Source organism: Janthinobacterium sp. 35 (assembly GCF_002754575.1).
GTDB classification, from domain to species: domain Bacteria; phylum Pseudomonadota; class Gammaproteobacteria; order Burkholderiales; family Burkholderiaceae_D; genus Janthinobacterium; species Janthinobacterium tructae.
In genome coordinates this window covers 3,926,534-3,948,675 of record NZ_PEFN01000001.1, presented here as the reverse complement: position 1 = coordinate 3,948,675, position 22,142 = coordinate 3,926,534, and the positions used below count along the sequence as shown (strand labels likewise).

Sequence of the window (22,142 nt, the reverse complement as noted above, 5' to 3'; positions counted from 1 at the left end):
CGCGGCAAAAATTGATTAACGTCCCAGGCCGATGACCACGTCGAACAGGGTGCTGGCGATCTGCATGACCTTGCCGCACGCCTGGTAAGACTGCTGGTAACGCAGCAGGTTGGCCGCCTCTTCATCGAGGTTGACGCCGGAGACGGCCTGCTGCTGGGTGCTGACCTGCTGCAGCAAGGCCAGGCTGGCCAGGCCGCTGACCTGCACTTCGCGTGTCTTGTTGCCCACGAAGCTGACGGTTTGCGCATACGAACCCTGGAACGTGGTATTGCCGCCATCGAGGATGTTCTTCGTCTGCAAGCCCGCCAGCAGCGCGGCATTGCGATTGTCGCCCACGCCGCCCGTATTGGGCTTGATCGTGAAGGTATCGCCCTGCGCCGGCGTGCCCGTCATGCTGACATTGATGCCGCCAAAGCTGAAGTTGTCGCCTTCCGCATACGGGATGCTCGCCGTGCCGGCCGGATAGGTCGTGGTGGCGCCATTCACGCCCTTGACCGTCACCGCCTGGCCAGCCGGGAAACCCGTCAGCGAGGTAGTCGCCTTGTCGTAGGTCAAGGTCACGGGACCCGTCAGGGTATTGCCGGGGGTCAGGTAGGCCTTGTCGACTGAGCCGGCGCTGAGCTTGCCCGTGCCCGTATTGGCCACCGGCGCCGAGGTGGCGATGGGGGCCCCAGCGGCAATCTTGTTGCGGTCGGTGATCAGCACGGCCAGGCCCGCCGCGCCATTCGCCGTCGGTTTGATGACGTAGTTGTCGCCTTGGGCGGCCGTGCCCGAGATCGAGAAATCGACGCCGTCGATGGTTTGCGGCGCCGTTTGCGGATACGGATTGATGATGGTGTGCGCGCCGTCCGATTCACGCGTCACCACATAGTTGGTGCCATCGTAATTCAGGCTGTAATCGCTGGCCGTCAGCTTGGTGGGGTCGCTGACCTTGGCCGACAGCACGGTGGTGCTGCTGGCGTTGTTGCCGCGGTCGGCGCCGATCACGGGGTCGGGTATCTTGAAAAAGTCGCCGCCCATGACGCCATTCAAGTCCTGGCCCAGCTTGTGCTGGTCGTTGAAGGTACTCGCCAGCGCGATGGCCACCTTGCCCAGCGAGTTCTGCACATTGTCCAGGGTGCCGCTGCGAAATTCCAGCAAGCCGCCCAGCGAGCCGCCGGTCAGGGAGCTGTCCGGCAGCACGCTGACGGTGTTGCCAGTGACATAGCCCACCTCGATGCGGTTCGGGTCCGTCCGCGAAGGCGTGGCCGCCAGCGCGAAGCTGCGATCCGCCACCACCAGCGGCTGGCCCGCGCCGATGGAAATGGTGACGGTATTGTTGGCAGCGGGCTGCACCGTCGCCTTGACATATTTATTCAATTCCGTGATCAGCTGATCGCGCTGGTCCAGCAGATCGTTGGGCTGGTTGCTGGCATCGACCGACAACTGGGAAATCGACTTGTTCAGCTCGGCGAGCTGCTTGGCGTAGGTATTAATCACCGTCACATTCGACGTGATCTGCGAATTGACGCCGTCGCCGATCTCCGTCAGGCGCGCGCTCAAGCCCTGGAAACGGGAAGCGAGCGAGCCGGCGCTCGACAGCAACGCCTGGCGCGAAGCGACCGAAGACGGATTGGCGCTGAAGTCCTGCACGCCCTTGAAGAAGTCTTGCAGGGCGGGCGACAAGCCCGCCGTGGGGTCGGCCAGCAAGTTGTCGATCTGGCTGATCTGCGTGTAATAGCTATCGAGCGCGCTGGTGGCGCTTTGTGCGGCATTGACCTGGGTGCCCATGAAGCTGTCGTACTGGCGCTTGATCTGCGACACTTCCGTGCCCGTGCCGACGAAGCCATAGCCGGCAAAGTTCGACTGCGAAGTCTGCTGCAGCACCGTCTGGCGATTGTAGCCGGGGACATTCGCATTGGTGATGTTATGCCCGGTCGTCGACAGGCCCACCTGCGCTGCAAGCAAACCGCTCTTACCGATGCTGAGTAGATTCGAAGTCATGGTGTCTTATTGGTTACCGTCACATGTATTTACGGCAGCCGCGGCGAAAACTTGAAGCGCGCGGCTTGCACAGGGGTACGGCAGGGGTTAACCGACCAGCGAATGCTTGATGATTTTTGTCAATTTGGCAGCGTAATTCGGGTCCGTCGCGTAGCCGGCCTTTTGCAAGCCCTGGGCAAACGTGCTGGCGTCGCCCGCGCTGGCGAGCACTTTCTCGTAGCGCTTGTTGTTGGTAATTAACTGCGCATAATCCTTGAAGCTGTCCGCGTAGCTGTCATAGGCACGGAATTTTTCCACCTTGCGCTGCGCCTTGCCATTCACATATTCCGTGGTGACGGCTTCCGTGACCTTGCCTTTCCAGTCGCCCGTGGCCTTGATGCCGAACAGGTTGTGGCTGCTGCTGCCGTCGCGGGCGATGATTTCGCGCTTGCCCCAGCCCGTTTCCAGCGCCGCCTGGCCCAGCATGAACTTGGCCGGGATGCCGGTGGCGCGGCTGGCTTCTTCCGCATGCACACCCAGCTTTTCCTGGAACGCGCGCACATGCGGCGCCTGCGTGGCATTGGCCTTCTCGCTCAGGGTCTTGCCACTGCCGCTGACACTGCTTGCACCGTCGGCGAGGGCGCCCTGCTGCTGGCGGAACGCGGCCAGCGCCTGGGCCATGCTCGACGAGCGTGGCGACGGCGCTTCGGCGCCATCGGCGGCCAGCGCCTGGTTCGAGGACGACAGCTGGCGAATCAGCACGTCCGCCAGGCCCGTACCCCGCTTGGCCAGGTTCTGGCTCGTCTGCTGGTCCAGCATCGAGGTATACATCTTGCTTTGCTGGCTATCCATGATGCCGTCCTGCGGCGAGGCTTCACGCATGCTTTTCATCATCATGTTGATGAACATGGCTTCAAATTGCGTGGCCGCCTCTTTCAGGGCGGCAGGATCCTTCGCCTTGGCGGACTGGCGCAAGCCATCCATGCCCTTGACGTCGTAGGCGGCGGTATTGCTGAGGTCGGTTTGGCTGATCATGGCGTGTCCATCAAATGATTTCAAGTTCGGCGCGCAGCGAACCGGCCGCCTTCATCGCCTGCAGGATGGCCAGCAAGTCTTGCGGCGAGGCGCCGATGGCGTTCAAGGCTTTCACCACATCGGACAGCGAAGCGCCACCCTTGACCAGCATGACCTTGCCCGGTTCCTTCTTGATATCGATCTGTGCCGTCTGCGTGACCACCGTGCGCCCGCCCGACAAGGGCGCCGGCTGGCTCACCTGCGGCTCGACATTGATGGTGACGGACAGGTTGCCGTGCGAAATGGCGCAGGTTTCCAGCGTCACGGACTGGTTCATCACAACGGAACCGGTGCGCGCATTCATGATGACCTTGGCCGCCAGGCGGGCCGGATTGACTTCGATGCTTTCCAGCTGGCCCAGGAAGGTCACGCGCTGGTCGCTGCTGCCCGGCGACTGCACCTGAATCACGCGCCCGTCCAGCGCGGCGGCCGTGCCGGCGCCGTAGCGGCTGTTGATGGCGTCGACCACGCGGCTGGCGGTGGCGAAATCGGTGGCATTCAATTCCAGGCGTATGGTGTTGTTGGCGCCCAGCACCGAGGGCACTGTGCGCTCGACGGTAGCACCGCCCGAGATGCGTCCCACGCTCAGGTGATTGATGACGATGGAGCTGCCGGCCGCCTGCGCGCCCACGCCGCCCACCAGTACATTGCCCTGCGCCATGCCGTACACCTGGCCGTCGGCGCCCTTCAATGGCGTCATCAATAAGGTGCCGCCGCGCAAGCTTTTCGCATTGCCCATCGACGACACGGTCACGTCGAGCATCTGGCCCGGCTGGGCAAACGCGGGCAAGGACGTCGTCACCATCACGGCGGCCACGTTTTTCAGCTGCAAACTGGTGCCTTGCGGCAAGTTGATGCCTTGCTGCTGCAGCATCGCCGCCACGCTCTGGATGGTGAACGGCGTTTGCGTGGTCTGGTCGCCGCTGCCGTCGAGGCCGACGACGAGGCCATAGCCCATCAGCTGATTCTGGCGCACGCCGGCGATGCTGGCCAGGTCCTTGATGCGCTCGGCTTGCGCCATCGGCGCCAGCAGGGCGCAAGCCAGGCCGGCAATGGCCAAACAGCGGGGAAAAGTAAAAGTGGCCATGATCAGAACGGCAACAGGCTGAGGAAGAAGCGCGAGGCCATCGAGGCCATTTCGGCGCGGTCGATCTGGCTGTTGGTGCGGTATTCGACGCGCGCGTCGGCCACCTGGGTCGAGGCCACGACGTTGCCCGTGCCGATGGTGTCCGGATTGACCATGCCCGAGAAACGGATGAATTCCGTGCCCTTGTTCATGGCGATCTGTTTTTCGCCGGCGACGATAAGATTTCCGTTTGGCAATACTTCGATCACCGTCACGCCGATCGTGCCGGAAAAGGTGTTGCTGGCGGACTGGTTGTCGCCATCGGCAAATTTCGTTGCGCCATTCGCCGAGACGCTGCCGCCTAAACGGCCCTGGGCAAAACCTGGCGTACTGAAGCCCACGCTGCCCGACTTGTTGCCGGAACTGGCGCCCGCCTTGACGGCGTTCGTGCGCTCGGTGATGGCGATCGTCATGGTGTCGCCCACGTGACGCGCGCGGCGGTCTTCGAAGGCGGGACGGTAGGTCGACGGCTGGTAGATGGAACCGTTGTTGACGACCACCGGTTCCGGCATCGGCGCGCGCGTGGTGGTCGGGTATTGCACGATGGACGTAGGCGTGATGGCGCAGCCGGACAACAGGACTGCGGACAACAGGGCGATGATGGGGTATTGCATGGCGAACCTCCGCTGCCATCCGGCGGCGGATGGCATGACGACTATGAAAATTAAAGTTGCGACAATTTCTGCAGCATTTGATCGGATGTGGTGATGGCCTTGCTGTTGATTTCGTAGGCGCGCTGCGTCTGGATCATGTTGACCATTTCCTCGGCCACGTTGACGTTCGAGCTCTCGATGTAGCCCTGCATCAGCACGCCGGCGCCATTCGTGCCCGGGGTGTTGGTTTGCGCCACGCCGGAGGCGCCCGTTTCCATGTACAGGTTTTCGCCCTTCGATTCCAGGCCGGCCGGATTGACGAAGGTGGTCAGCTGCAGCGAGCCGATCTGCGATGGCGCCACGGTATTGGGCAAGGTCACGGAGACGGTGCCGTCGCGCGCCACGGTCAGGCTCAGCGCATTGGTCGGCACGGTGATGGCAGGCTGGATGACGAAGCCTTCGGAAGTCACCAACTGGCCATTGGCATCGGTCTGGAAGGAGCCGTCGCGCGTGTAGGCGGTGGCGCCATCGGGCAGCAGCACCTGGAAGAAACCGGTGCCGTTGACCATCACGTCGCGCGAATTACCGGATGCCTGGGGGTTGCCCTGGGTATGGATGCGTTCGGTAGCCACGGTGCGCACGCCCGTGCCGATCTGCAAGCCCGACGGCAATTGGGTTTGCTGCGACGATTGCGCACCCGGCTGGCGCACATTTTGATACAGCAAGTCTTCAAACACGGCGCGCGACTTCTTGAAGCCAGTGGTACTGACGTTGGCCAGGTTATTGGCAATCACGTCCATCTGCGTCTGCTGCGCTTCCAGGCCGGTCTTGGCTATCCAAAGGGAACGAATCATGATTTTTCTCCAATAACAGCGCTCATCAGCCCTGTAGACTATTTCTATGTGACCATTATGCGACCGGCTCTATCAATTCAAAGCGAGGATCTGGGTGGCTTTCGCCGCGTTATTCTCGGCATTCTTCAACAAGCTCATTTGTGTTTCGAACTGGCGCGCCAGGGCGATCATGCTGACCATCGAGTCGACGGGGCTGACATTGCTGCCTTCGAGCGCGCCCGTCGTCAATTTGACGGCCTGGTCGGCTTGCGCCAGCGTGCCATCCTTCAGGCGGAACAGGCCGTCGTCGCCGCGCACCAGTTGCTGCTCGGACGGGTTGACCAGCTTGATGCGTCCCAGCACCGTGGACGGGCCCGGCGGCACATCGGTGGAAATCGTGCCCACCGTGCCATCGCTGGCGATGGACACCGTCACGCCCGGCGGAATCGCCAGCGGACCCGTATCGCCCTGCACCATCAGGCCCGATTGTGTCTGCAACATGCCGTTTTCATTGAGTTTGAAGGCACCGTTGCGCGTATAGGCTTCGGAACCGTCGGCCGACTGCACCGCGATCCAGCCGCCATTTTCCACGGCCACGTCGAGCGCGCGGCCCGTGTGCTGCATGGGTCCTTGCGTGAAATCGGAGCCGACCGTCGAATCGACGACAAAGGCGCGCGTCGGCATCATGCCGTCAGCCACCACGGGCACGGCGCGAAACGAGTCGAGCTGGGCACGGAAACCCGTGCTGGTGGCATTCGCCAGGTTATTCGCCGTGGTCGCCTGCTTGTCCAGGATGTGCTTGGCGCCCGAGCCGGCGGTGTAGATGAGACGGTCCATTTTTTATTTCTCCTGTTGCCTGAAACCCAAGGCAAAAACTGGGGTCGGACGGGGACGCCAAGTCCCTGAGGGTCCGACCCCGGCCTTTCGCCGCTAGGGGGTCAATCCATTAGCGCAAGTTCACCAGGGTTTGCAGAACAGAATCCTGCGTCTTGATGGTCTGCGCATTCGCCTGGTAGGCGCGCTGGGCCGTGATCATGTTGACCAGCTCCGCCGTCAGGTCCACGTTCGACACTTCCACGGCCGAGGCGCGCAAGTCGCCCAGGCCGGCCGAGCTCGGCTCGCCCGTCATGGGGCTGCCCGAGGTCGAGCTTTCTGCCCAGGCATTGTTGCCCAGCGGTTCGAGGCCATTCGGATTGGCAAACTTGGTCAACACCACCTGGCCCAGGTCGCGTGTCTTGCCATTGTTGTACTGGCCCTGGATCACGCCATCGCTACCCACGACGAAACGGCTCAGCTGACCGGCCGCATAACCATCGGCCACGGTGCGCTTTTCGCTGGTGGACGAGCTGAGCTGAGTGGAATTGGTGAAGTCGACCTTGATCGCCAGGTTCGCGTTCGCGCCCGTGGCGGGGAAGACGGGCAGGTTGACCGTCACCGGCAAGGTTTGCGGCGGCGTCAGGCCCAGCATGGCGGCCTTGTCCAGGCTGCCGACGCTGTTGAACACCAGCGAAGCCGACCTCACGGCGGGCACTTCCGTCACGGCGGCGATATTCTTGTCGATCTGATCTGGCGTCAGGCTGGAATTGATGCCGTTAGGCACGGCGCTGCCATAGGTGGCGCTGATGGCATTCAACTGGGCGGTGCTGGCGCCGGCCAGCACGGCGGCGGCGCGCACGGCGGCGCCGGCCGCATTGCCATAGGCGACGGCGGCAGCCGTGATAGCCGCCGGTACCAGCGGTACGGCAGTGACGGCGGACTGGTAGGCGGTGCGCGCGGCCAGCGAGGCGGTATCGGTCTGCGCCGCGGCAGCCACTTTCGCGCTGGTAATTTCCTTGCCGTCAGTAGCCGAGTAGACATCCCAGCTATTGGTGCCCGTCTTGACATAGAAATTGGACATGGTGTGGGCATTGCCCAGCGAATCAAAAACCGGCACGGGGAATTGTTTGGTCCACGACTTTTGCTCGCCCACGCTGAACGGCACCACGGTCGGCATGGCCGAGTTGGAATCGAGGTTGACCTGGGTATCGACCTTGGTGGTCGCCTGCGGCGCCATGTCGGACGGGTCGATCTGCAGCGGTACGACGGCGCCGGCCAGGATCTTGCCGTTCACATCGGCCGGATAGCCCGTCAGCTGGGCTTTCTGGGCATTGATGATGAAGCCGCTCTTGTCGACCTGGAACTGGCCGTTGCGCGAATACTGGATGGCACCGTTCACGCTGGTGCGGAAGAAACCGCCGCCATTGATGGCGATGTCGAGCGGATTCGACGAGCTTTCCAGGTTACCCTGGTTGAACAGCTGCGCCACTTGCGACACGGCCACACCGATGCCGGGCTGGTTGCCGCCCACGCCATACAGCGAGTTGGCATAGATGTCGGCAAACTGCGCCTGCGATTGCTTGAAACCCACGGTGGCCGAGTTGGCGATATTGTTGCCGATGACGTCCAGCGATTTGGCGGCGCCATTCAAGCCGCTCAGGCCTTGTTGGAAAGACATTGTGTTCTCCTGGTAGAAATTAGGGGTAGAGGGTCTACGCTACAAACGAGCGGCTTACAAAATCTGTTTCACATCGGCCATGGTGATGCTGCCCACGCCCGGCACGTTCAACTTCACGCCACCGGCGCCCGTCGACACGCTGGCGACCGAGCCGAACATCAGCGCCGCTGCATCCGTGAGCTTGGCGCCGCCGCGCGTCGCTTCCACCGAAAAGGTATACGCGCCGTCGGCCAGCACGATCGGCTTGCCATCCTTGTCGAGCTCGGCGGTGGAACCGTTCCAGCCCAGCGGCAAGGTACCCGCATCCTGCGGGCCCAGGTCGATGGAATGGACTTCCTTGCCCGTGCTGTTGTAGATGATGACCTTGACGCTGTCGGCCGGTGTCGCCAGCTCCACGCCCAGCAGGGCTGCGCTCTTGCTCAGGGTGACGTTCTTGCCTGCCGTCAGCACGCCGTGGCCGATGATATTGGCCGCCTGCATGGATTCGGCCTGCTGGTAGCTGGTTTTCAGCGTTTCCAGCGTGGTATTGAGCTTGTTGACGCCGGTCACCGTGGACAGCTGGGCCAGCTGGCTCGTCAGCTGCGCATTGTCCAGCGGATTCATCGGGTCCTGATTTTGCAGCTGGGTCACCAGCAGGGTCAGGAATTTGTTCGTTTCTTCCTCGACGCTGCCCTTCGCGGCCGTCGTCTTCTTCGGATTCATCGTCGCCATCAGGTCGGTGACGGTGGCGGTGCTGGTATCGATGGTTGCCATAATAGTCAGTCAGCCTTATTGGCCGATGGTGAGGGTTTTCAGGAGCAGCGACTTGGCCGCGTTCATGGTTTCCACATTGGTCTGGTACGAGCGCGAGGCCGACAGCATGTTGACCATCTCATCGACCGTATTCACGTTGGGCATGGTGACGTAGCCCTTCTCGTCGGCCAGCGGGTTCTTCGGGTCGTAGACCAGCTTCATCGGCGACGGGTCCTCGATCACCTTCTGCACCTTGACGGCCGTGGCGCCGTTGGCCATGGGCACGGCCTCGAACACCACCTGCTTGGCGCGGTAGGCTTCGCCCGTGGCGCTGGTGGCGCTGTCGGCATTGGCCAGGTTGCTGGCCACCGTGTTCAGGCGCTGCGCCTGGGCGCTCATGGCCGAACCGGAGACATTAAAGATATTAAACAGCGACATGATTATTGTCCTCCCTGGATGGCCGTCAGCATGCCCTTGATCTGCGAGTTGAGGAACGTCACGGCCGCCTCGTAGCGGATGGCGTTGTCGGCAAAGGCGTTGCGTTCAAGATCCATGTCCACCGTATTGCCGTCGACGGCGCCCTGGGCCGGCGCGCGGTACAGCAGCGGCGTGCCGTCGGCCAGGGTCTCGACCTTGCCGCCACCGGTTGCGCCCGCTGCTGCTGCCACGCCCTTGCCCGGCAGATGCTGCGGCGCCGTGCCCCTCAGGGCTGGCGGCACGCCATCCTTGCGCGCCATCGCCCCCTTCAGCGCGGAGGCGAAATCGACATCGCGCGCCTTGTAGTTGGGCGTATCGGCATTCGCGATATTCGAGGCGAGCAATTCCTGGCGCGTCGAGCGCAGGCTCAGCGCCGTCTCGTTGAAGCGCATGTAATCGTCGAGTTTCCCTATCATGTCAGGCTCCGGAAAGATCTGCCACTGGCGCCCGAGATGGCGGAAGGATGGCGGTATAGTGATGACAGGAAACATAGTACGGTGCCCACCGGCAAGACCATCGCCGGATCAGACCGTACTTTTACCCCTTAATCGGCGCTTCGATCAGGGCTGCGCGCACTATCATGGCAATATTCCAGAGGCCTATCACCATGAAAACACCGCTTGCACTCCTTCTCGCTCTTGCCGCCCTGCCACTGCTGGCGCAGGCGCAAAACGCCGGCCGGCAGACCCCGGAAGCGCTGCGCAACAGCGTGGAACAATTCCTGCAGGTACAAAGCAACGGCTTGCCAGGCAAGGTGACGATCAGCGTCGGCGCCGTCGATCCGCGCCTGAACCTGACCGCCTGCCCCGCGCCGCAAGCGTTCATGGCGCCAGGCGCGCGCGCCTGGGGCAAGACCACCGTGGGCGTGCGCTGCACGGCACCTTCCAACTGGACCATCTATTTGCAAGCCAACGTGGCCGTCGTGGGCGACTACGTGGCCAGCGCCGTGCCGCTGGCACAAGGGCAAGCCATCGACGCCAGCCAGCTGGTGACGATGCAGGGTGACCTGGCGGCATTGCCCGCAGGCATCGCCACCGACATGGCCCAGGTAGTGGGCGCCAGCACGAATATTTCATTGCCACCAGGCACGCCGATGCGCCTCGACACCCTGCGCCGCAAGCCGGTGGTCATGCAAGGCCAGCTGGTGCGCGTCGTTTCCAGTGGCAACGGCTTCCAGGTGGCATCAGAAGGACGCGCCATCGGCAGCGCCGGCGATGGCCAGACGGTGCAGGTACGCACGCAGAGCGGCCAGCAGATCAGCGGCGTGGCGCGCGCGGGTGGCATGGTGGAGGTCGCCTTTTAACGCGAATAGATAGCGATATTGTAGTCTGGCGCACTAAAGTTCCTGGATAAGATGCCGATAAGATGTCATATCCCGGAGTTTTTTGACTTCGACCAGACGAGGATCACGCTGTGAAAATTACCGATAACACCATTAAAAGCAATCCCGGCCTGCCGGTGGCGCCCGCGAATACCTCCGGCGCCCGGAATGCCGAGAAAGCCCAGGCAACACCGACGACGTCGGACAATGTACGCCTGTCGCCACAAGGACAGGCATTAGCGGCCAGTGCAACTGCCGGCAGCGGCGCCGTGTTCGACACGAAAAAAGTCGAACGCATCAAACTGGCGATCGCCGACGGCCAGTTCCAGGTCAACTCTGAAAAAGTGGCGGACGGTCTCCTCGACACAGTCAAGGACTTGCTGCACTCACGAAATAGATAGGTTCCCTCATGCAATCAGTGACTCCGTTTTCCAGCCTGCGCGACGAGCAACAGCTCATGACCACATTGCTGGCATTGATGAAAGAAGAACAGCGGCATCTGGTTGCGGCTGACATCGATGCAATCACGGAGCTCACGGTGCGCAAGACGGCACTCGTCGGACAATTGAGCCAGTTGGCGGCGCAACGCCACCAGGCGCTGGCGGCAGCCGGTTTCACGGCCGCCGAAGCGGGCATGGAAGACTGGCTGGCCGGCGCCAGCGAAGCCGAAGCGGCGCCCCTGTGGAACGCCCTGCTCGACACCACGCGCGAAGCGAAAGAACAGAACCGGCTCAACAGCATGCTGGTCAACAAGCACATGCTGCACACGCAAGGCGCCCTGAACGCCATGCGCCCCACGGCCCAGAGCGGCAATTTCTACGGCCCCAGCGGCCAACCGATGACCAACACGGCCAGCCGGCGCGTCGTCATCGGTTAATTCTCCCTCGTTACCAGCACCCCGGCAAGGCGCAGCCGCCTTGCCAGCTCAACCGTGCACGGGACGCCCCGTGTGCTGGCGAAATTTCGCCGCGATGGCTTGCCCCTTCGCTGCGGCGGCGGCCTGCTGCGCCGGGGTCAGCTCATCCCGCAGCCAGTGCCAGTATTCATCCTGATACGGATTGGTGACGCCGGGCGCGAGGATGTCGTCGTAGACGAGGCGCAGGGCCAGCAGGTAGCCATACGCTTGCGGCGCATCTTTCTGCACCACCTCGCCATCGCGCAGGTAGGCCATCATCAGGGTAGCCACGCTGGAGAGCTCGGCTTCATCCGCCTGCGCCGTCAGCTGGGCGATGGCTTGCCGCTTCCATGCCTGCACCAGCGGATCGTCGGGACGGTTGCGCAGCGCGCTGCGGTCGCCGAACGGCCCTTCCGACAGGAACAGGGTGGCCGCGCCCGGCACGCCCGCCTTGGCGGCAGCGGCCAGGTAGCCGAGGCGGTCCTCGCGCTGGCGCTGCGTCAGGCCCGCGCACAGCTGCTGCTGGGCGGCTTTTTCTGCCGCCGTCATCTCGCGTCCCAGCTCGAATTCCAGCCCCGGCAAGCGGCTCTCGCGCTGGAAGACGATGCAGTCGTCGAGCAGGTTGTAGGCCGCATACGCATCTTCCGCCCTGCCGCTGGCGGCCAGGCGTTCGAGCCGCTGCGCCAGGGAAACGACAACGGGCGCTTCAGCCGCAGGGACGGAAGCATCGATATGCAAATACGATTCCAGGCTGCGCCCCGCTGGTGCACTGGCGGCAGCGATCGCCACAGATTGCGGCGCGCCGCCGTCGGGTGCGGACCAGTACGCCAGCGCCAGTGCTGCCGCAATGGCAGCGGCGATGGCGATACTGGTGAATTTGACGTTCATGGTGAGGATGCGCGTGGATGGGAAGCGCACGTTACCACAGGCGCACGGCAGCGGGCCGCACGCCTCGGCACGCTCAACCGCCGGCTTTTTTCGCCTGGTGCCCCAGCTTGGCCAGCGCGGCCACGATGGTGTCCACGTGGTCGCCCTGCACCTCGATCACGCCATCCTTGACGGTACCGCCCGAGCCGCACTGCGTGCGCAGCTGCTTGCCCAGCAGGGCCAGCGCGATGGCGTCCAGCGCCAGGCCTTTTACCACGCTGACGCTCTTGCCGCCGCGACCCTTGGTCTGGCGCGACACGCGTACCACGCCATCGCCAGCCGGCGCCGCCTTGGCTTGTGCCTTGCACGCGCATTGCGCCAGCGGCTGGCGGCAGGCGGGACACATGCGGCCCGTTTCGGTGGAATACACGAGACCGCCCAGGGAACTGCTTTTCATGATGGAGAGATAAAAAGGGAGAAGGTGCGATTGTACCAAGCGCCGGGGTTCAGTTGGCGGGAGCCGGAGCAGGTGCGACGGGCGGCGTCGGCACTTCCGTCACCGTCTCGGGGATGCCCGACAAAATCGTCACGGCGACCCTGCGGTTGCGCGCGCGCCCTTCCGGCGTTTCGTTCGGCGCCACGGGGATGTTGTCGGCGTGGCCCACGGCCGTCAGGCGCGACGCTTGCACGCCGCTGGCGATGAACAGGCGCACCACGGCGCTGGCGCGCGCGGCCGATAATTCCCAGTTCGAGGCAAAGGTCGAATTGCTGATCGGCTGCACGTCCGTATGCCCTTCCACCTGCACCGCGTGGGGGTCGTCCTTGAGCAGCACGGCCACGGCGCGCAGCGCCTGGTCCGACTCCATCGTCAGCCCTGCGGCGCCCGGGTCGAACAGCACGCTGGCATTGATTTCCACGCTCACGCCGCGGCTCGTCTGCGTCACCCGCACCTTGCCTTCCTTGACCAGCGGCGCCAGGGTGGACGTCAGGTCCTGCGCCAGGCGCGTCATGTGTTCGCGCTCGCGGCGGATGGCTTCCGTGCGGCGTTTCAGGGCGGGGTTCGGCAGCGCAATGGCTTGCGGCGCTTCCATGATGATGGGCGGCGCGCCCTTTTCCAGGCTGAAGGCCTGGCCGATGGCATTCTGGAAGACGCGGTATTTGCCTTCGTTGACTTGCGAAATCGCATACATGACGACGAAAAAGGCGAACAGCAAGGTGATGAAGTCGGCGTACGAGATCAGCCAGCGGTCCTGGTTATCCGGTTCCTCGTCATACTTCCTGCGCGCGCGCCGCATCATGCTCAGTGCTCGTGCAGCAGGCTGGCCACGCGCTCTTCGATGATGCGCGTGTGGTCGCCCGTGGCGATGTCGTACAGCACGGCGGCCGTGATTTCATACTGCAGCACGCGGCGCGAGACGATGGCCTTGAGCTTGTTCGCCACCGGCAGGAACAGCAGATTGGCCAGGCCGACGCCATAAATGGTCGAGACAAACGCCACGGCAATGCCGCTACCCAATTTGCTCGGGTCGGTGAGGTTTTCCATCACGTGGATCAGGCCCAGCACGGCGCCCAGGATGCCGATGGTGGGCGAATAGCCGGCCGCCGATTCCCACACCTTGACGGCCTGGCGTTCGGCCATTTCATAGGCGGAGATTTCCACGTCGAGCAGCTGGCGCAGCTTGTCGGGCGCGATGCCATCGACGATCATGCGCAAGCCCTTGGCATTGAAGCGGTCGGCCGTGTTTTCCATCAGGCGTTCGAGCGCCAGCGGGCCGTCGCGGCGCGCCGTCAAGCTCCATTGCCCGATGTCGCGCGCCAGCGCGGCACGCGTGTCGGCTGGCGGCAGGAAGACCCAGCGCAGCATTTCCAGGCCGCGCACGAAAGTGCGCAGCCGCGTTTGCAGCAGCACGGCGCCGAAGGTACCAATGACCACGATGGCAAAGGCGGCCGGCTGCAGCAGGGAGGCCATCTTACCGCCTTCCAGTGCCTGGCCGACCAAGAGGCCGGCCAGCGCCAGCGCCAGCCCGATTACGCTGGACCAGTCCACGCCAGCTCCCTCAAGGTTGCGCGCAGGCGCGCGACGGCCTGGGTATGCAGCTGCGAGACGCGCGATTCGGATACACCCATCACCGCGCCGATCTCCTTCAGGTTCAGCTCTTCTTCGTAGTACAGGCCCATGAGCATTTTCTCGCGTGGCGGCAGCGCGTCGATGGCATCGATCACGGATTGCCGGAAATCGGTATCGAGCAGGGACCGCAAGGGGTCGCTGTCCTCGTCCACGCAATGGCGGTCGAGAAAGCTGTCATTGCCGTCCGGGTCATGAAAGTCTTCGTAGTACAGCAACTGGTGGCCGCCGCCGTCGCCCAGCATTTCCTGGTAATCGACGAGCGACATTTTCAGCAATTTCGCCACTTCCGACTCCGTCGGCGGGTGTCCGAGGCGCTGCTGCAAGATGCTCATCGCCTCTTCGATCTTGCGCATGTTCTGGCGCATGCTGCGCGGCAGCCAGTCGCTGGTGCGCAATTCGTCGAGCATGGCGCCGCGGATACGCAGCACGGCATACGTCTCGAACTGCGCGCCATGCGTCTCTTCATAGCGGCTGATGGCGTCGAGCAGGCCGATCATGCCCGCCTGGATCAGGTCATCGACCTCGACCGAAGGCGGCAATTTCGCCTTCATATGGTGCGCCAGACGCTTCACCAGCGGAATGTGCTCCGTCAGCAAATAGTCCTTGTTCGATTTCCCTTTGACCGTGTACATAGGCTGCTTATTGTTTTAACTGCTATCGTGTGCTGATGATGGATTCAGACGCTGAACTGGTGCGGGCTCCCCGTCTGGTACAAGGTGCCACCGAGCACCGGCGCCGCCGAACGGGCCAGCCGCTCGGCCAGTCCGCGAAACGCCACCGAGGCTCCCGCCAGCGGAAAGGCATCGACCACGCTGCGGCCCAGACGCGCCGCGCGGTGCAGATACTCATCGGCAGGCACCGATCCCATCGAGGTCAGTTTCACGGCCAGGTAGCGGCTCGCCGCCTGCGCCATATTATCGTATACCACTTTTGCCTCGGATTCGGAAGCGCCGGTGACGAGAATGCCGAACGGACGGCGTCCCAGCTCCTGGCTCAGGCGCTTGATCAGGCAGTACGCCGCCTTGATCGAGGTGGCGCTGGTCGACACTTGCACCACGATATCGGACGAGGCCATCAGCGGCACGGGGAAGCAATCGCCCGCGTCGGCGACGACGCCGTCGACCAACACGATGCCGCTCTGGCGCGCCAGCACCTCGAAGGTCTTGCCCAGGCGGCGCAGTTCTTCCGCACCCGCATAGTCCATGCTGTCCATCAGGTGGTTGCGCGCGCCCAGGCTGGCCACGCCGAAGCCTTGCGGCACCTGGTGGATGACCTGGTTCAGGGCGCACTGCTGGCGCGCCACGTCGCGCAGGCTGGCGCCGTGCGCCAGTCCCAGGCGCGCGGCGACGCCGTCGCTGCCGCCGCTGGCGTCGAGCAGCAGCACGTCATTGCCGCCGTAGACCAGCGAAGCGCCCAGGTTGACCAGCATGGCGCCCTTGTCGTCCTGCGGCGTGGCCGATAAAAATGTCATCACGCGCGGCTGCGGACCAGCCAGCATGCGGCGCAAGCCTTCGGCCTGGTCGAAATCGAAATTAGCCAAGGCGCACCCCGCGCGCTTCATTGTTGCGGGCGGCCGCTTGCGCCATCAGGAGCGGCAGTTCGGCATCGGAAAACTGCGTCGCCGCCGCATCGCGCTTGAGCTTGAAGGCGCGGTCGATCAGGTAGCCGCGGTCGGCCAGGTACAGGTCTTCCGGCACGCGCTGGCCATTCGACACATAAAACAGATTGAGTTTCTGGCGGATCACCACGTCGAGCACATTGCCGATCGAGGCCGCTTCATCGAGCTTGGTCATGATGCAGCCGGCCAGGCCGCTGCCCTGGTAGGCGCGCACCACTTCGTTCAAGGTTTCCTGCGTCGCCGTGGAGTTCAGGCACAGCAAACGTTTCACGTCGGCGCCCGCGCCCGACAGCATGGCCACCTGCTCCGTCACCATCTGGTCGCGCTGGCTCACGCCCACCGTATCGATCAGCACCGTGTGCTTGTTCTTCAATTCTTTCAGGGCGATGCGCAAGTCCGCTTCATCCTTCACCGAATGCACCATCACGCCGAGGATCTTGCCGTAGATGCGCAACTGTTCGTGCGCGCCGATACGATAGGCGTCCGTGGTAATCAGGGCCAGCTTTTCCGGGCCGTGGCGCATCACGCAGCGGGCCGCCAGCTTGGCCGTGCTGGTGGTCTTGCCGACACCGGTCGGGCCGACCAGCGCAAACACGCCGCCCTGCTCCAGCATGGCGTCTTCATTGGCGACGGTATTCAGGTTACGGCTGAGGACGGTCTTGATCCAGCGCATGCTTTGCGCGCCATCGAGGCCGGCGGGCAGCTTATCGATCAGGTAGCGCGCCAGGCTGGCCGAGAAACCGGCGGCCAGCATTTCGCGCAGCACCACGGCTTTTTGCGGCTCGCGCTGCTGCGTCGAGCCCCACGAGATTTCCGCCAGCTGGGTTTCCATCATGCCGCGCATGGCGCGGATTTCATTCATCATGCCGCTCATCTCGGCGGCGGCGTTCTCTTTGACGTGCGCCAGCGCGCTGGCCATCATCTGCTGCATGCGGGCCATGTCCACTGGCTCGCCGGCTGCCTGGCGCGGTGCGGCAGGACGTGGCGCAGCCGGGCGCTGGGCCGGGGCGGCCGGACGCTGCGGCGTGGCGAACTGGGTCTGCAACTGGGGACGGGGCTGGGACATTTCGGACGCGGCCGGCGGCGACGCCAGCGAAGCGGCATCGTCATTGGCCAGCGCGAGGATTTCCACCACGCCATCGGCCTGGCGGTTCGACAGGATCACGGCATCGGGGCCCAGCGCTTCGCGCACCTTGCGCAGCGCATCGCGCGACGAGGCACCCGTAAATTTCTTCACATTCATGACCGGCCTCCCAAGGCGGGGGGGGCGCAATATAGGCTGAACTGTGTGACCATCGTCGACTCCTGTTGCTTGGGTGCTGTCTTCCACATGGACACAGATCACCCGGACAGTTTCCATTATTAGCGATGCTTGGAGGAAATGATCGAAGGAACAGGACGGGAAAGTACCCGTTATTCAATTTGCCAGCAGGAAATTGATGAAAAAATAAGCAAAAAGGTGACAGGGATTGTCATCAGGTGATCAACATCCCCCATTCAAAACCCCAAGGCGGCAACTGGGGTCGAACCCTGAGGGTTCGACCCCGGCCCTTCGCTTAGGGTTTGCGGTCTTAGCAAAGCCGACTATTGCGCCCCCACCAGCGCCGTGACGCGGATGGTCTTGGTTTCCGGCACTTCCGCATGCGACAGTACCTTCAGCTGCGGCAAGGCGCGGCGCAGGAAGCGCGACAGCAAGGCGCGCAGCGGCGCCGGCACCAGCAGCACCGGCGTCAGGCCCAGCGCCTCCTGCTGCTGCGCGGCCAGGCCTGCCTGGTGGGCGATGGTATCGGCCAGGCCCGGCTCGATGCCGGCGCCGTCGCCGCCGTTGCCCATCGCTTGCATCAGCAGGCGCTCCAGGCGGCTGTCGAGGGTCATCACGGACAATTCGGCCGCACCGGGGAACAGTTGCTGCACGATGGCGCGACCGAGGGAGACGCGCACCAGCGCCGTCAGCTCGTTCGGGTCTTGCGTATTGACCGTATGCTCGGCCAGGGTTTCGATGATGCTGCGCATGTCGCGGATGTGCACGCCCTCGGCCAGCAGGTTCTGCAGCACTTTTTGCAGGGTCGACAGCGACAGCATCTTCGGCACCAGGTCTTCCACCAGGCGCGGCGCATCCTTGCCCAGGTGATCGAGCAGCGACTGCACTTCCGCGCGGCCCAGCAGTTCGGAAGCGTGCGAGGTGATCAGGTGGTTCAAGTGCGTGGCCACCACGGTGCCCGCATCGACGACCGTGTAGCCCATCGATTGCGCCTGGTCGCGCAAGCTGGCGTCGATCCAGGTGGCGGGCAAGCCGAACGCGGGGTCGCTGGTGGCCACGCCCGGCAAGGTGCCGCTGGCCATGCCGGGATTAATCGCCAGGAACTGCCCGTTGAACGCTTCGCCCACGCCCACTTCCACGCCCTTGAGGGTGATGCGGTAGGCGGACGGTTTGAGCTCCAGGTTGTCGCGGATATGCACGGGTGGCGCCAGGAAACCCACTTCCTGGGCAAATTTCTTGCGGATGCCCTTGATGCGCTTGAGTAATTCGCCGCCCTGCGTCTTGTCGACCAGGGGGATCAGGCGGTAGCCCACTTCCAGGCCCAGGGTATCGACGGGCATGATGTCTTGCCAGCTGGCTTCTTCCTGCTCGGGCGCCACGGTGGCCGGCGGCACGTCGGCCGGCCTCTCGGCCGCTTCTTTTTCCTGCGTGCGCTTCTTGCTGATCAGATAGGCGGAGCCGGCCAGCGCGGAGGCCAGCAGCAGGAAGACCATGTTCGGCATGCCCGGAATCAGGCCCATGCCGCCGATGATGCCGGCGGTGATATACAGTACTTGCGGTTTCGCAAACAATTGACCGACCAGCTGGGTGCCGATGTCCTGGTCGCTGGCCACGCGCGAGACGACGATACCGGCCGCCGTGGAAATGATCAGCGAAGGAATCTGCGCCACCAGGCCGTCACCGATGGCCAGCAGGGTGTAGTTCTTGAGTGCATCGGCAAAGCCCATGTCATGCTGCAACAAGCCCACCAGCAAGCCGCCGACGATATTGATGACGGTAACCATGATGCCGGCGATGGCGTCGCCGCGCACGTATTTGCTGGCACCGTCCATGGCGCCATAGAATTCCGCTTCCTGCGCCACTTCCGTGCGGCGGCGGCGCGCTTCGTCTTCGCCGATCAGGCCGGCGTTCAGGTCGGCATCGATGGCCATCTGTTTACCAGGCATGGCGTCCAGCGCGAAGCGGGCGCCCACCTCGGCGATACGGCCCGCACCCTTGGTCACGACGGTAAAGTTGATGATGGTCAAGATGATAAACACCACGATACCGACCGTGTAGTTGCCGCCGATCAGGAAGTGGCCGAACGCCTCGATCACTTTACCGGCCGCGTCCGCGCCCGTATGGCCTTCCGTCAGCACCACGCGCGTGGACGCCACGTTCAGCGACAGGCGCAGCATGGTCGACACCAGCAAAATGGTCGGGAAGGCCATGAAGTCGAGCGGCTTGACCGTGTACAGCGCCGTCAGCAGCACGATGATGGACAGCGCGATATTGAAACTGAAAAAGATGTCGAGGATGAAGGCCGGCAGCGGCAGCACCATCATCGCCAGCAGCATGATGATGATGACCGGCGCGGCGATGCCCTTGCTGGCGTTGCTGCTCATACCGCTGAGCCAGGCTGGCAATCTCAGGCCGTTCATGGTGTACTTCCTTTATTCTTGTCTGCCGCGTCGGCTGCGGCCTTGATCTGCGATGCGGGGTCGAGCGGATCGAGCTCGGGCGGCACGTCGAGTTTCTTCGGCTTGTCGGGACGCTGGCCATGGCCGCTGCCGTAGCTGCGCAGCTGGAACACGTAGGCCAGCACTTCGGCCACGGCGCCATACAAGGCCTCGGGGATCTCGTCGCCGATGTCCGTGTGCTGGTACAGCGCACGCGCCAGGGCCGGCGCTTCGAGGATGGCGACCTTGTGTTCGCCGGCCAGTTCGCGGATCTTCGCCGCCACCTCGTCGATGCCCTTGGCCACCACCTGCGGCGCGCCGCGCGAATTCTCGCCATACTTCAAGGCCACCGCGTAATGGGTAGGATTGGTCACCACCACGTCGGCCGTCGGCACGTCGGCCATCATGCGGCGGCGCGACATTTCATGCTGCATCTGGCGTATCTTCGCCTTGATCTGCGGATTGCCGTCCGACTCCTTCGCCTCTTGCTTGACTTCCTGCAAGGACATTTTCATCTTGTTAGCGTAGTGCCACATCTGGTACGGGCCGTCGATGGCGGCGATCAGGCCCAGCGCGCCGACGATCAGCAAAAAGGCCGTGATCAGCAGGCTGATCAGATGGGCCGAACCGGCGCGCAAGGATTCGACCGACAGGCCCAGCACGGCGTCTTTCTGGTGCTGCATCACCATCCAGGCGACGACGCCGACGACGAGCGTCTTGGCGATGGCCTTGAGCAATTCCACCAGCGCATTCTTCGAAAACATATTGCCCAGGCCGCGAATCGGGTTGAGCTTGCCAAAATTGGGGGTGAACGCCTTGGAACTGAACAGCCAGCCACCCACCAGCACGGGCGAGGCCAGCGCGACGAGCATGATGGCTGCGGCGTACGGCAGGCAAGTCAGCAAGACGGAGCCCACGTCGTAGCCGATGCGCAACATCATCGCGTCGGGATTGAGGATTTGCTCGCGGTCCAGGGTCAGGCCGGAGACCATGACGGCCGTCAGCCGGCGCACGATGGCGTCGCCGGCAAACCACAGGCAGCAGCCGGACGCCATCAACACCGTAAACGTGGCCACTTCACGCGATCGCGGAACGTCGCCTTCCTCACGCGCCTGCTCGAGGCGCTTCGGTGACGCGGCTTCGGTCTTTTCTGCGTCGCTGTCTTCCGACATCAATCAACTCCGGTGAAGTCCTGCAGCCTGGTTAGGCGCAATACGGACTGGGCATGACGCATTATCGGTTTAATTAGCGCAACGCCATCAAGGGAAAAGGAGGGCGAATCCCCTGCTTTTCCTTTGCTCTCCAGAAACCTTAGCGGGACTTCCTGGCCTCTGCCTGCTTGACGGTCTGCTCGATGGCGCCAAACAGCGACTTGCCGTCATCGCCCAGCATTTCCAGTCGAACAACATCACCGAACAGCAAATAGGGCGTACTGGCGACGCCATCGGCGATCATCTCCTGGTTACGTCGCTCAACGATGCTGGAAAAACCCTTTTTAATCTCTTTGTTGGCGACGCCGCCCGCGCTGACCACGCTGCCGGCGCGCGCGTTGCGCGTCCGGCACAGATGCGCAAGCAATTGCGGGTAATTGAAGGCCATGTCGGCGCCCGCGTGGGGCTGGCCCGTCAATTTGCCGTTCAGGCTGCAGCGCAAGGCGTAATGCACCTTGCCGCCGCGCCAGGCGTCGCCCAGCTCGTCGGGCGTGATGGCCACCGGCGAGCAGGCCATGGCCGGCTTCGCTTGCAGGTAGCCGTAGCCGCTGGCCTGCTCCTCGGGCGCCAGGTTGCGCAAGCTGATGTCGTTGACCAGCATCAACAGCTTGATGTTCAGGTGCGCCTGGTCCGGCGTCGAGCCCATGGCCACGTCGTCCGTGATGGCGGCGATGCCCGCCTCGTAATCGATGCCCCACTGTTCGTGCGCCAGAGTGATGTCGTCGTGGGCGCCGAGGAAATCGTCGCTGGCGCCCTGGTACAGGCGCGGCGCCTCGCGCAGATTGGCGGGCGCGTCTACGCCCGCCGCCTTGCAGGCCCGCTCGATCTGCTGCAGGTACGAGGCGCCGGCCACGCGCAAGCTACTGCGCGGCAAGGGCGCCATGCAGTTGGCAGGGTCGAAGTCGAAGGCGCGGTGACCGCGGCCGCTATTGATGGTCTGGTACAGCAAATCGAGCTGGGGCGCGATGAAACTCCAGTCGTCGAGCGCCTTTTGCAAGGTCGAGGCGATGCCATCGGCCAGGTGGGCCGTTTTCAGGTCGCGCGAGACGACAGCCAGCTGGCCGTCGCGCGTGCCGTCTTTCAAAGTTGCTAATTTCATGTACGGGAAACTT

General features: G+C 63.5%; 23 protein-coding genes. 3 read left to right on the top strand and 20 right to left on the bottom strand.

The window, feature by feature from the left end; translation table 11 throughout:
* Positions 1-15: 15 nt before the first annotated feature.
* The 10 genes from flgK to flgB form a co-directional block, all read right to left on the bottom strand.
* Complete coding sequence (gene flgK / locus CLU93_RS17575; protein ID WP_099762547.1) at positions 16-1,983, bottom strand: flagellar hook-associated protein FlgK; 1,968 nt, start codon at positions 1,981-1,983, stop codon at positions 16-18.
* Between the two features lie 87 nt (positions 1,984-2,070).
* On the bottom strand, positions 2,071-2,997 hold the full coding sequence (gene flgJ, locus CLU93_RS17570) for a flagellar assembly peptidoglycan hydrolase FlgJ (protein ID WP_099762545.1): 927 nt from the start codon (positions 2,995-2,997) through the stop codon (positions 2,071-2,073).
* 10 nt (positions 2,998-3,007) lie between these two features.
* Positions 3,008-4,123, bottom strand: coding sequence for a flagellar basal body P-ring protein FlgI (locus tag CLU93_RS17565; protein ID WP_099762543.1), 1,116 nt, complete (start codon positions 4,121-4,123; stop codon positions 3,008-3,010).
* A 2-nt stretch (positions 4,124-4,125) separates the two neighbouring features.
* A complete protein-coding gene (locus CLU93_RS17560; protein ID WP_099762541.1) occupies positions 4,126-4,776 on the bottom strand; it encodes a flagellar basal body L-ring protein FlgH in 651 nt (216 codons plus the stop codon).
* A 50-nt stretch (positions 4,777-4,826) separates the two neighbouring features.
* On the bottom strand, positions 4,827-5,609 hold the full coding sequence (gene flgG / locus CLU93_RS17555; RefSeq protein ID WP_010400781.1) for a flagellar basal-body rod protein FlgG: 783 nt from the start codon (positions 5,607-5,609) through the stop codon (positions 4,827-4,829).
* Positions 5,610-5,681: 72 nt separating this feature from the next.
* Positions 5,682-6,425 (bottom strand): flagellar basal body rod protein FlgF, encoded by a 744-nt coding sequence (locus CLU93_RS17550; RefSeq protein WP_099762538.1) that lies wholly within the window; start codon positions 6,423-6,425, stop codon positions 5,682-5,684.
* A 109-nt stretch (positions 6,426-6,534) separates the two neighbouring features.
* Positions 6,535-8,082 (bottom strand): flagellar hook protein FlgE, encoded by a 1,548-nt coding sequence (locus CLU93_RS17545; protein WP_099762536.1) that lies wholly within the window; start codon positions 8,080-8,082, stop codon positions 6,535-6,537.
* Between the two features lie 54 nt (positions 8,083-8,136).
* Positions 8,137-8,835 carry a flagellar hook assembly protein FlgD gene (locus tag CLU93_RS17540; RefSeq protein ID WP_099762533.1) on the bottom strand — a complete coding sequence of 233 codons (699 nt, stop codon included), beginning with the start codon at positions 8,833-8,835 and terminating at the stop codon, positions 8,137-8,139.
* 15 nt (positions 8,836-8,850) lie between these two features.
* Complete coding sequence (flgC, locus tag CLU93_RS17535) at positions 8,851-9,252, bottom strand: flagellar basal body rod protein FlgC (RefSeq protein ID WP_034754081.1); 402 nt, start codon at positions 9,250-9,252, stop codon at positions 8,851-8,853.
* A gap of 2 nt (positions 9,253-9,254) precedes the next feature.
* Positions 9,255-9,707 (bottom strand): flagellar basal body rod protein FlgB, encoded by a 453-nt coding sequence (flgB, locus tag CLU93_RS17530; RefSeq protein WP_099762531.1) that lies wholly within the window; start codon positions 9,705-9,707, stop codon positions 9,255-9,257.
* A gap of 191 nt (positions 9,708-9,898) precedes the next feature.
* Here flgB and flgA point away from each other — a divergent pair, with 191 nt between their 5' ends.
* The 3 genes from flgA (at position 9,899) to CLU93_RS17515 (ending at position 11,489) form a co-directional block, all read left to right on the top strand.
* Entirely contained in the window at positions 9,899-10,594 is a 696-nt protein-coding gene (gene flgA / locus CLU93_RS17525; protein WP_099762528.1) for a flagellar basal body P-ring formation chaperone FlgA, read from the top strand.
* Positions 10,595-10,704: 110 nt separating this feature from the next.
* Complete coding sequence (flgM, locus tag CLU93_RS17520; RefSeq protein ID WP_034754089.1) at positions 10,705-11,013, top strand: flagellar biosynthesis anti-sigma factor FlgM; 309 nt, start codon at positions 10,705-10,707, stop codon at positions 11,011-11,013.
* An 8-nt stretch (positions 11,014-11,021) separates the two neighbouring features.
* The gene (locus tag CLU93_RS17515; protein WP_099762525.1) at positions 11,022-11,489 is read left to right on the top strand and encodes a flagella synthesis protein FlgN; all 468 of its coding nucleotides are present in this window, start codon (positions 11,022-11,024) and stop codon (positions 11,487-11,489) included.
* Positions 11,490-11,537: 48 nt separating this feature from the next.
* Here CLU93_RS17515 and CLU93_RS17510 read toward each other — a convergent pair whose 3' ends face one another.
* The 10 genes from CLU93_RS17510 to CLU93_RS17465 form a co-directional block, all read right to left on the bottom strand.
* Positions 11,538-12,395: a hypothetical protein gene (locus tag CLU93_RS17510; RefSeq protein ID WP_143451756.1), complete on the bottom strand. Its 858-nt coding sequence runs from the start codon at positions 12,393-12,395 to the stop codon at positions 11,538-11,540.
* A gap of 73 nt (positions 12,396-12,468) precedes the next feature.
* Positions 12,469-12,831 (bottom strand): translation initiation factor Sui1, encoded by a 363-nt coding sequence (locus tag CLU93_RS17505; protein ID WP_099762520.1) that lies wholly within the window; start codon positions 12,829-12,831, stop codon positions 12,469-12,471.
* A gap of 49 nt (positions 12,832-12,880) precedes the next feature.
* Positions 12,881-13,669 carry a flagellar motor protein MotD gene (gene motD / locus CLU93_RS17500; RefSeq protein WP_099764444.1) on the bottom strand — a complete coding sequence of 263 codons (789 nt, stop codon included), beginning with the start codon at positions 13,667-13,669 and terminating at the stop codon, positions 12,881-12,883.
* A gap of 5 nt (positions 13,670-13,674) precedes the next feature.
* A complete protein-coding gene (locus CLU93_RS17495) occupies positions 13,675-14,421 on the bottom strand; it encodes a flagellar motor protein (protein WP_071075840.1) in 747 nt (248 codons plus the stop codon).
* A complete protein-coding gene (locus tag CLU93_RS17490) occupies positions 14,403-15,134 on the bottom strand; it encodes an RNA polymerase sigma factor FliA (protein ID WP_071075839.1) in 732 nt (243 codons plus the stop codon). Before CLU93_RS17490 ends, CLU93_RS17495 begins: the two co-directional genes overlap by 19 nt.
* Positions 15,135-15,178: 44 nt before the next feature.
* Positions 15,179-16,042: a MinD/ParA family ATP-binding protein gene (locus CLU93_RS17485; RefSeq protein ID WP_099764443.1), complete on the bottom strand. Its 864-nt coding sequence runs from the start codon at positions 16,040-16,042 to the stop codon at positions 15,179-15,181.
* The gene (gene flhF, locus CLU93_RS17480) at positions 16,035-17,363 is read right to left on the bottom strand and encodes a flagellar biosynthesis protein FlhF (protein WP_099762516.1); all 1,329 of its coding nucleotides are present in this window, start codon (positions 17,361-17,363) and stop codon (positions 16,035-16,037) included. Before flhF ends, CLU93_RS17485 begins: the two co-directional genes overlap by 8 nt.
* A 341-nt stretch (positions 17,364-17,704) precedes the next feature.
* Positions 17,705-19,801 carry a flagellar biosynthesis protein FlhA gene (gene flhA, locus CLU93_RS17475; RefSeq protein ID WP_099762513.1) on the bottom strand — a complete coding sequence of 699 codons (2,097 nt, stop codon included), beginning with the start codon at positions 19,799-19,801 and terminating at the stop codon, positions 17,705-17,707.
* Positions 19,798-20,991, bottom strand: a complete 1,194-nt coding sequence (flhB, locus tag CLU93_RS17470) for a flagellar biosynthesis protein FlhB (RefSeq protein WP_099762511.1) — start codon at positions 20,989-20,991, stop codon at positions 19,798-19,800. Before flhB ends, flhA begins: the two co-directional genes overlap by 4 nt.
* A gap of 139 nt (positions 20,992-21,130) precedes the next feature.
* Positions 21,131-22,129 carry a fumarylacetoacetate hydrolase family protein gene (locus CLU93_RS17465; RefSeq protein ID WP_099762509.1) on the bottom strand — a complete coding sequence of 333 codons (999 nt, stop codon included), beginning with the start codon at positions 22,127-22,129 and terminating at the stop codon, positions 21,131-21,133.
* Positions 22,130-22,142 lie beyond the last annotated feature (13 nt).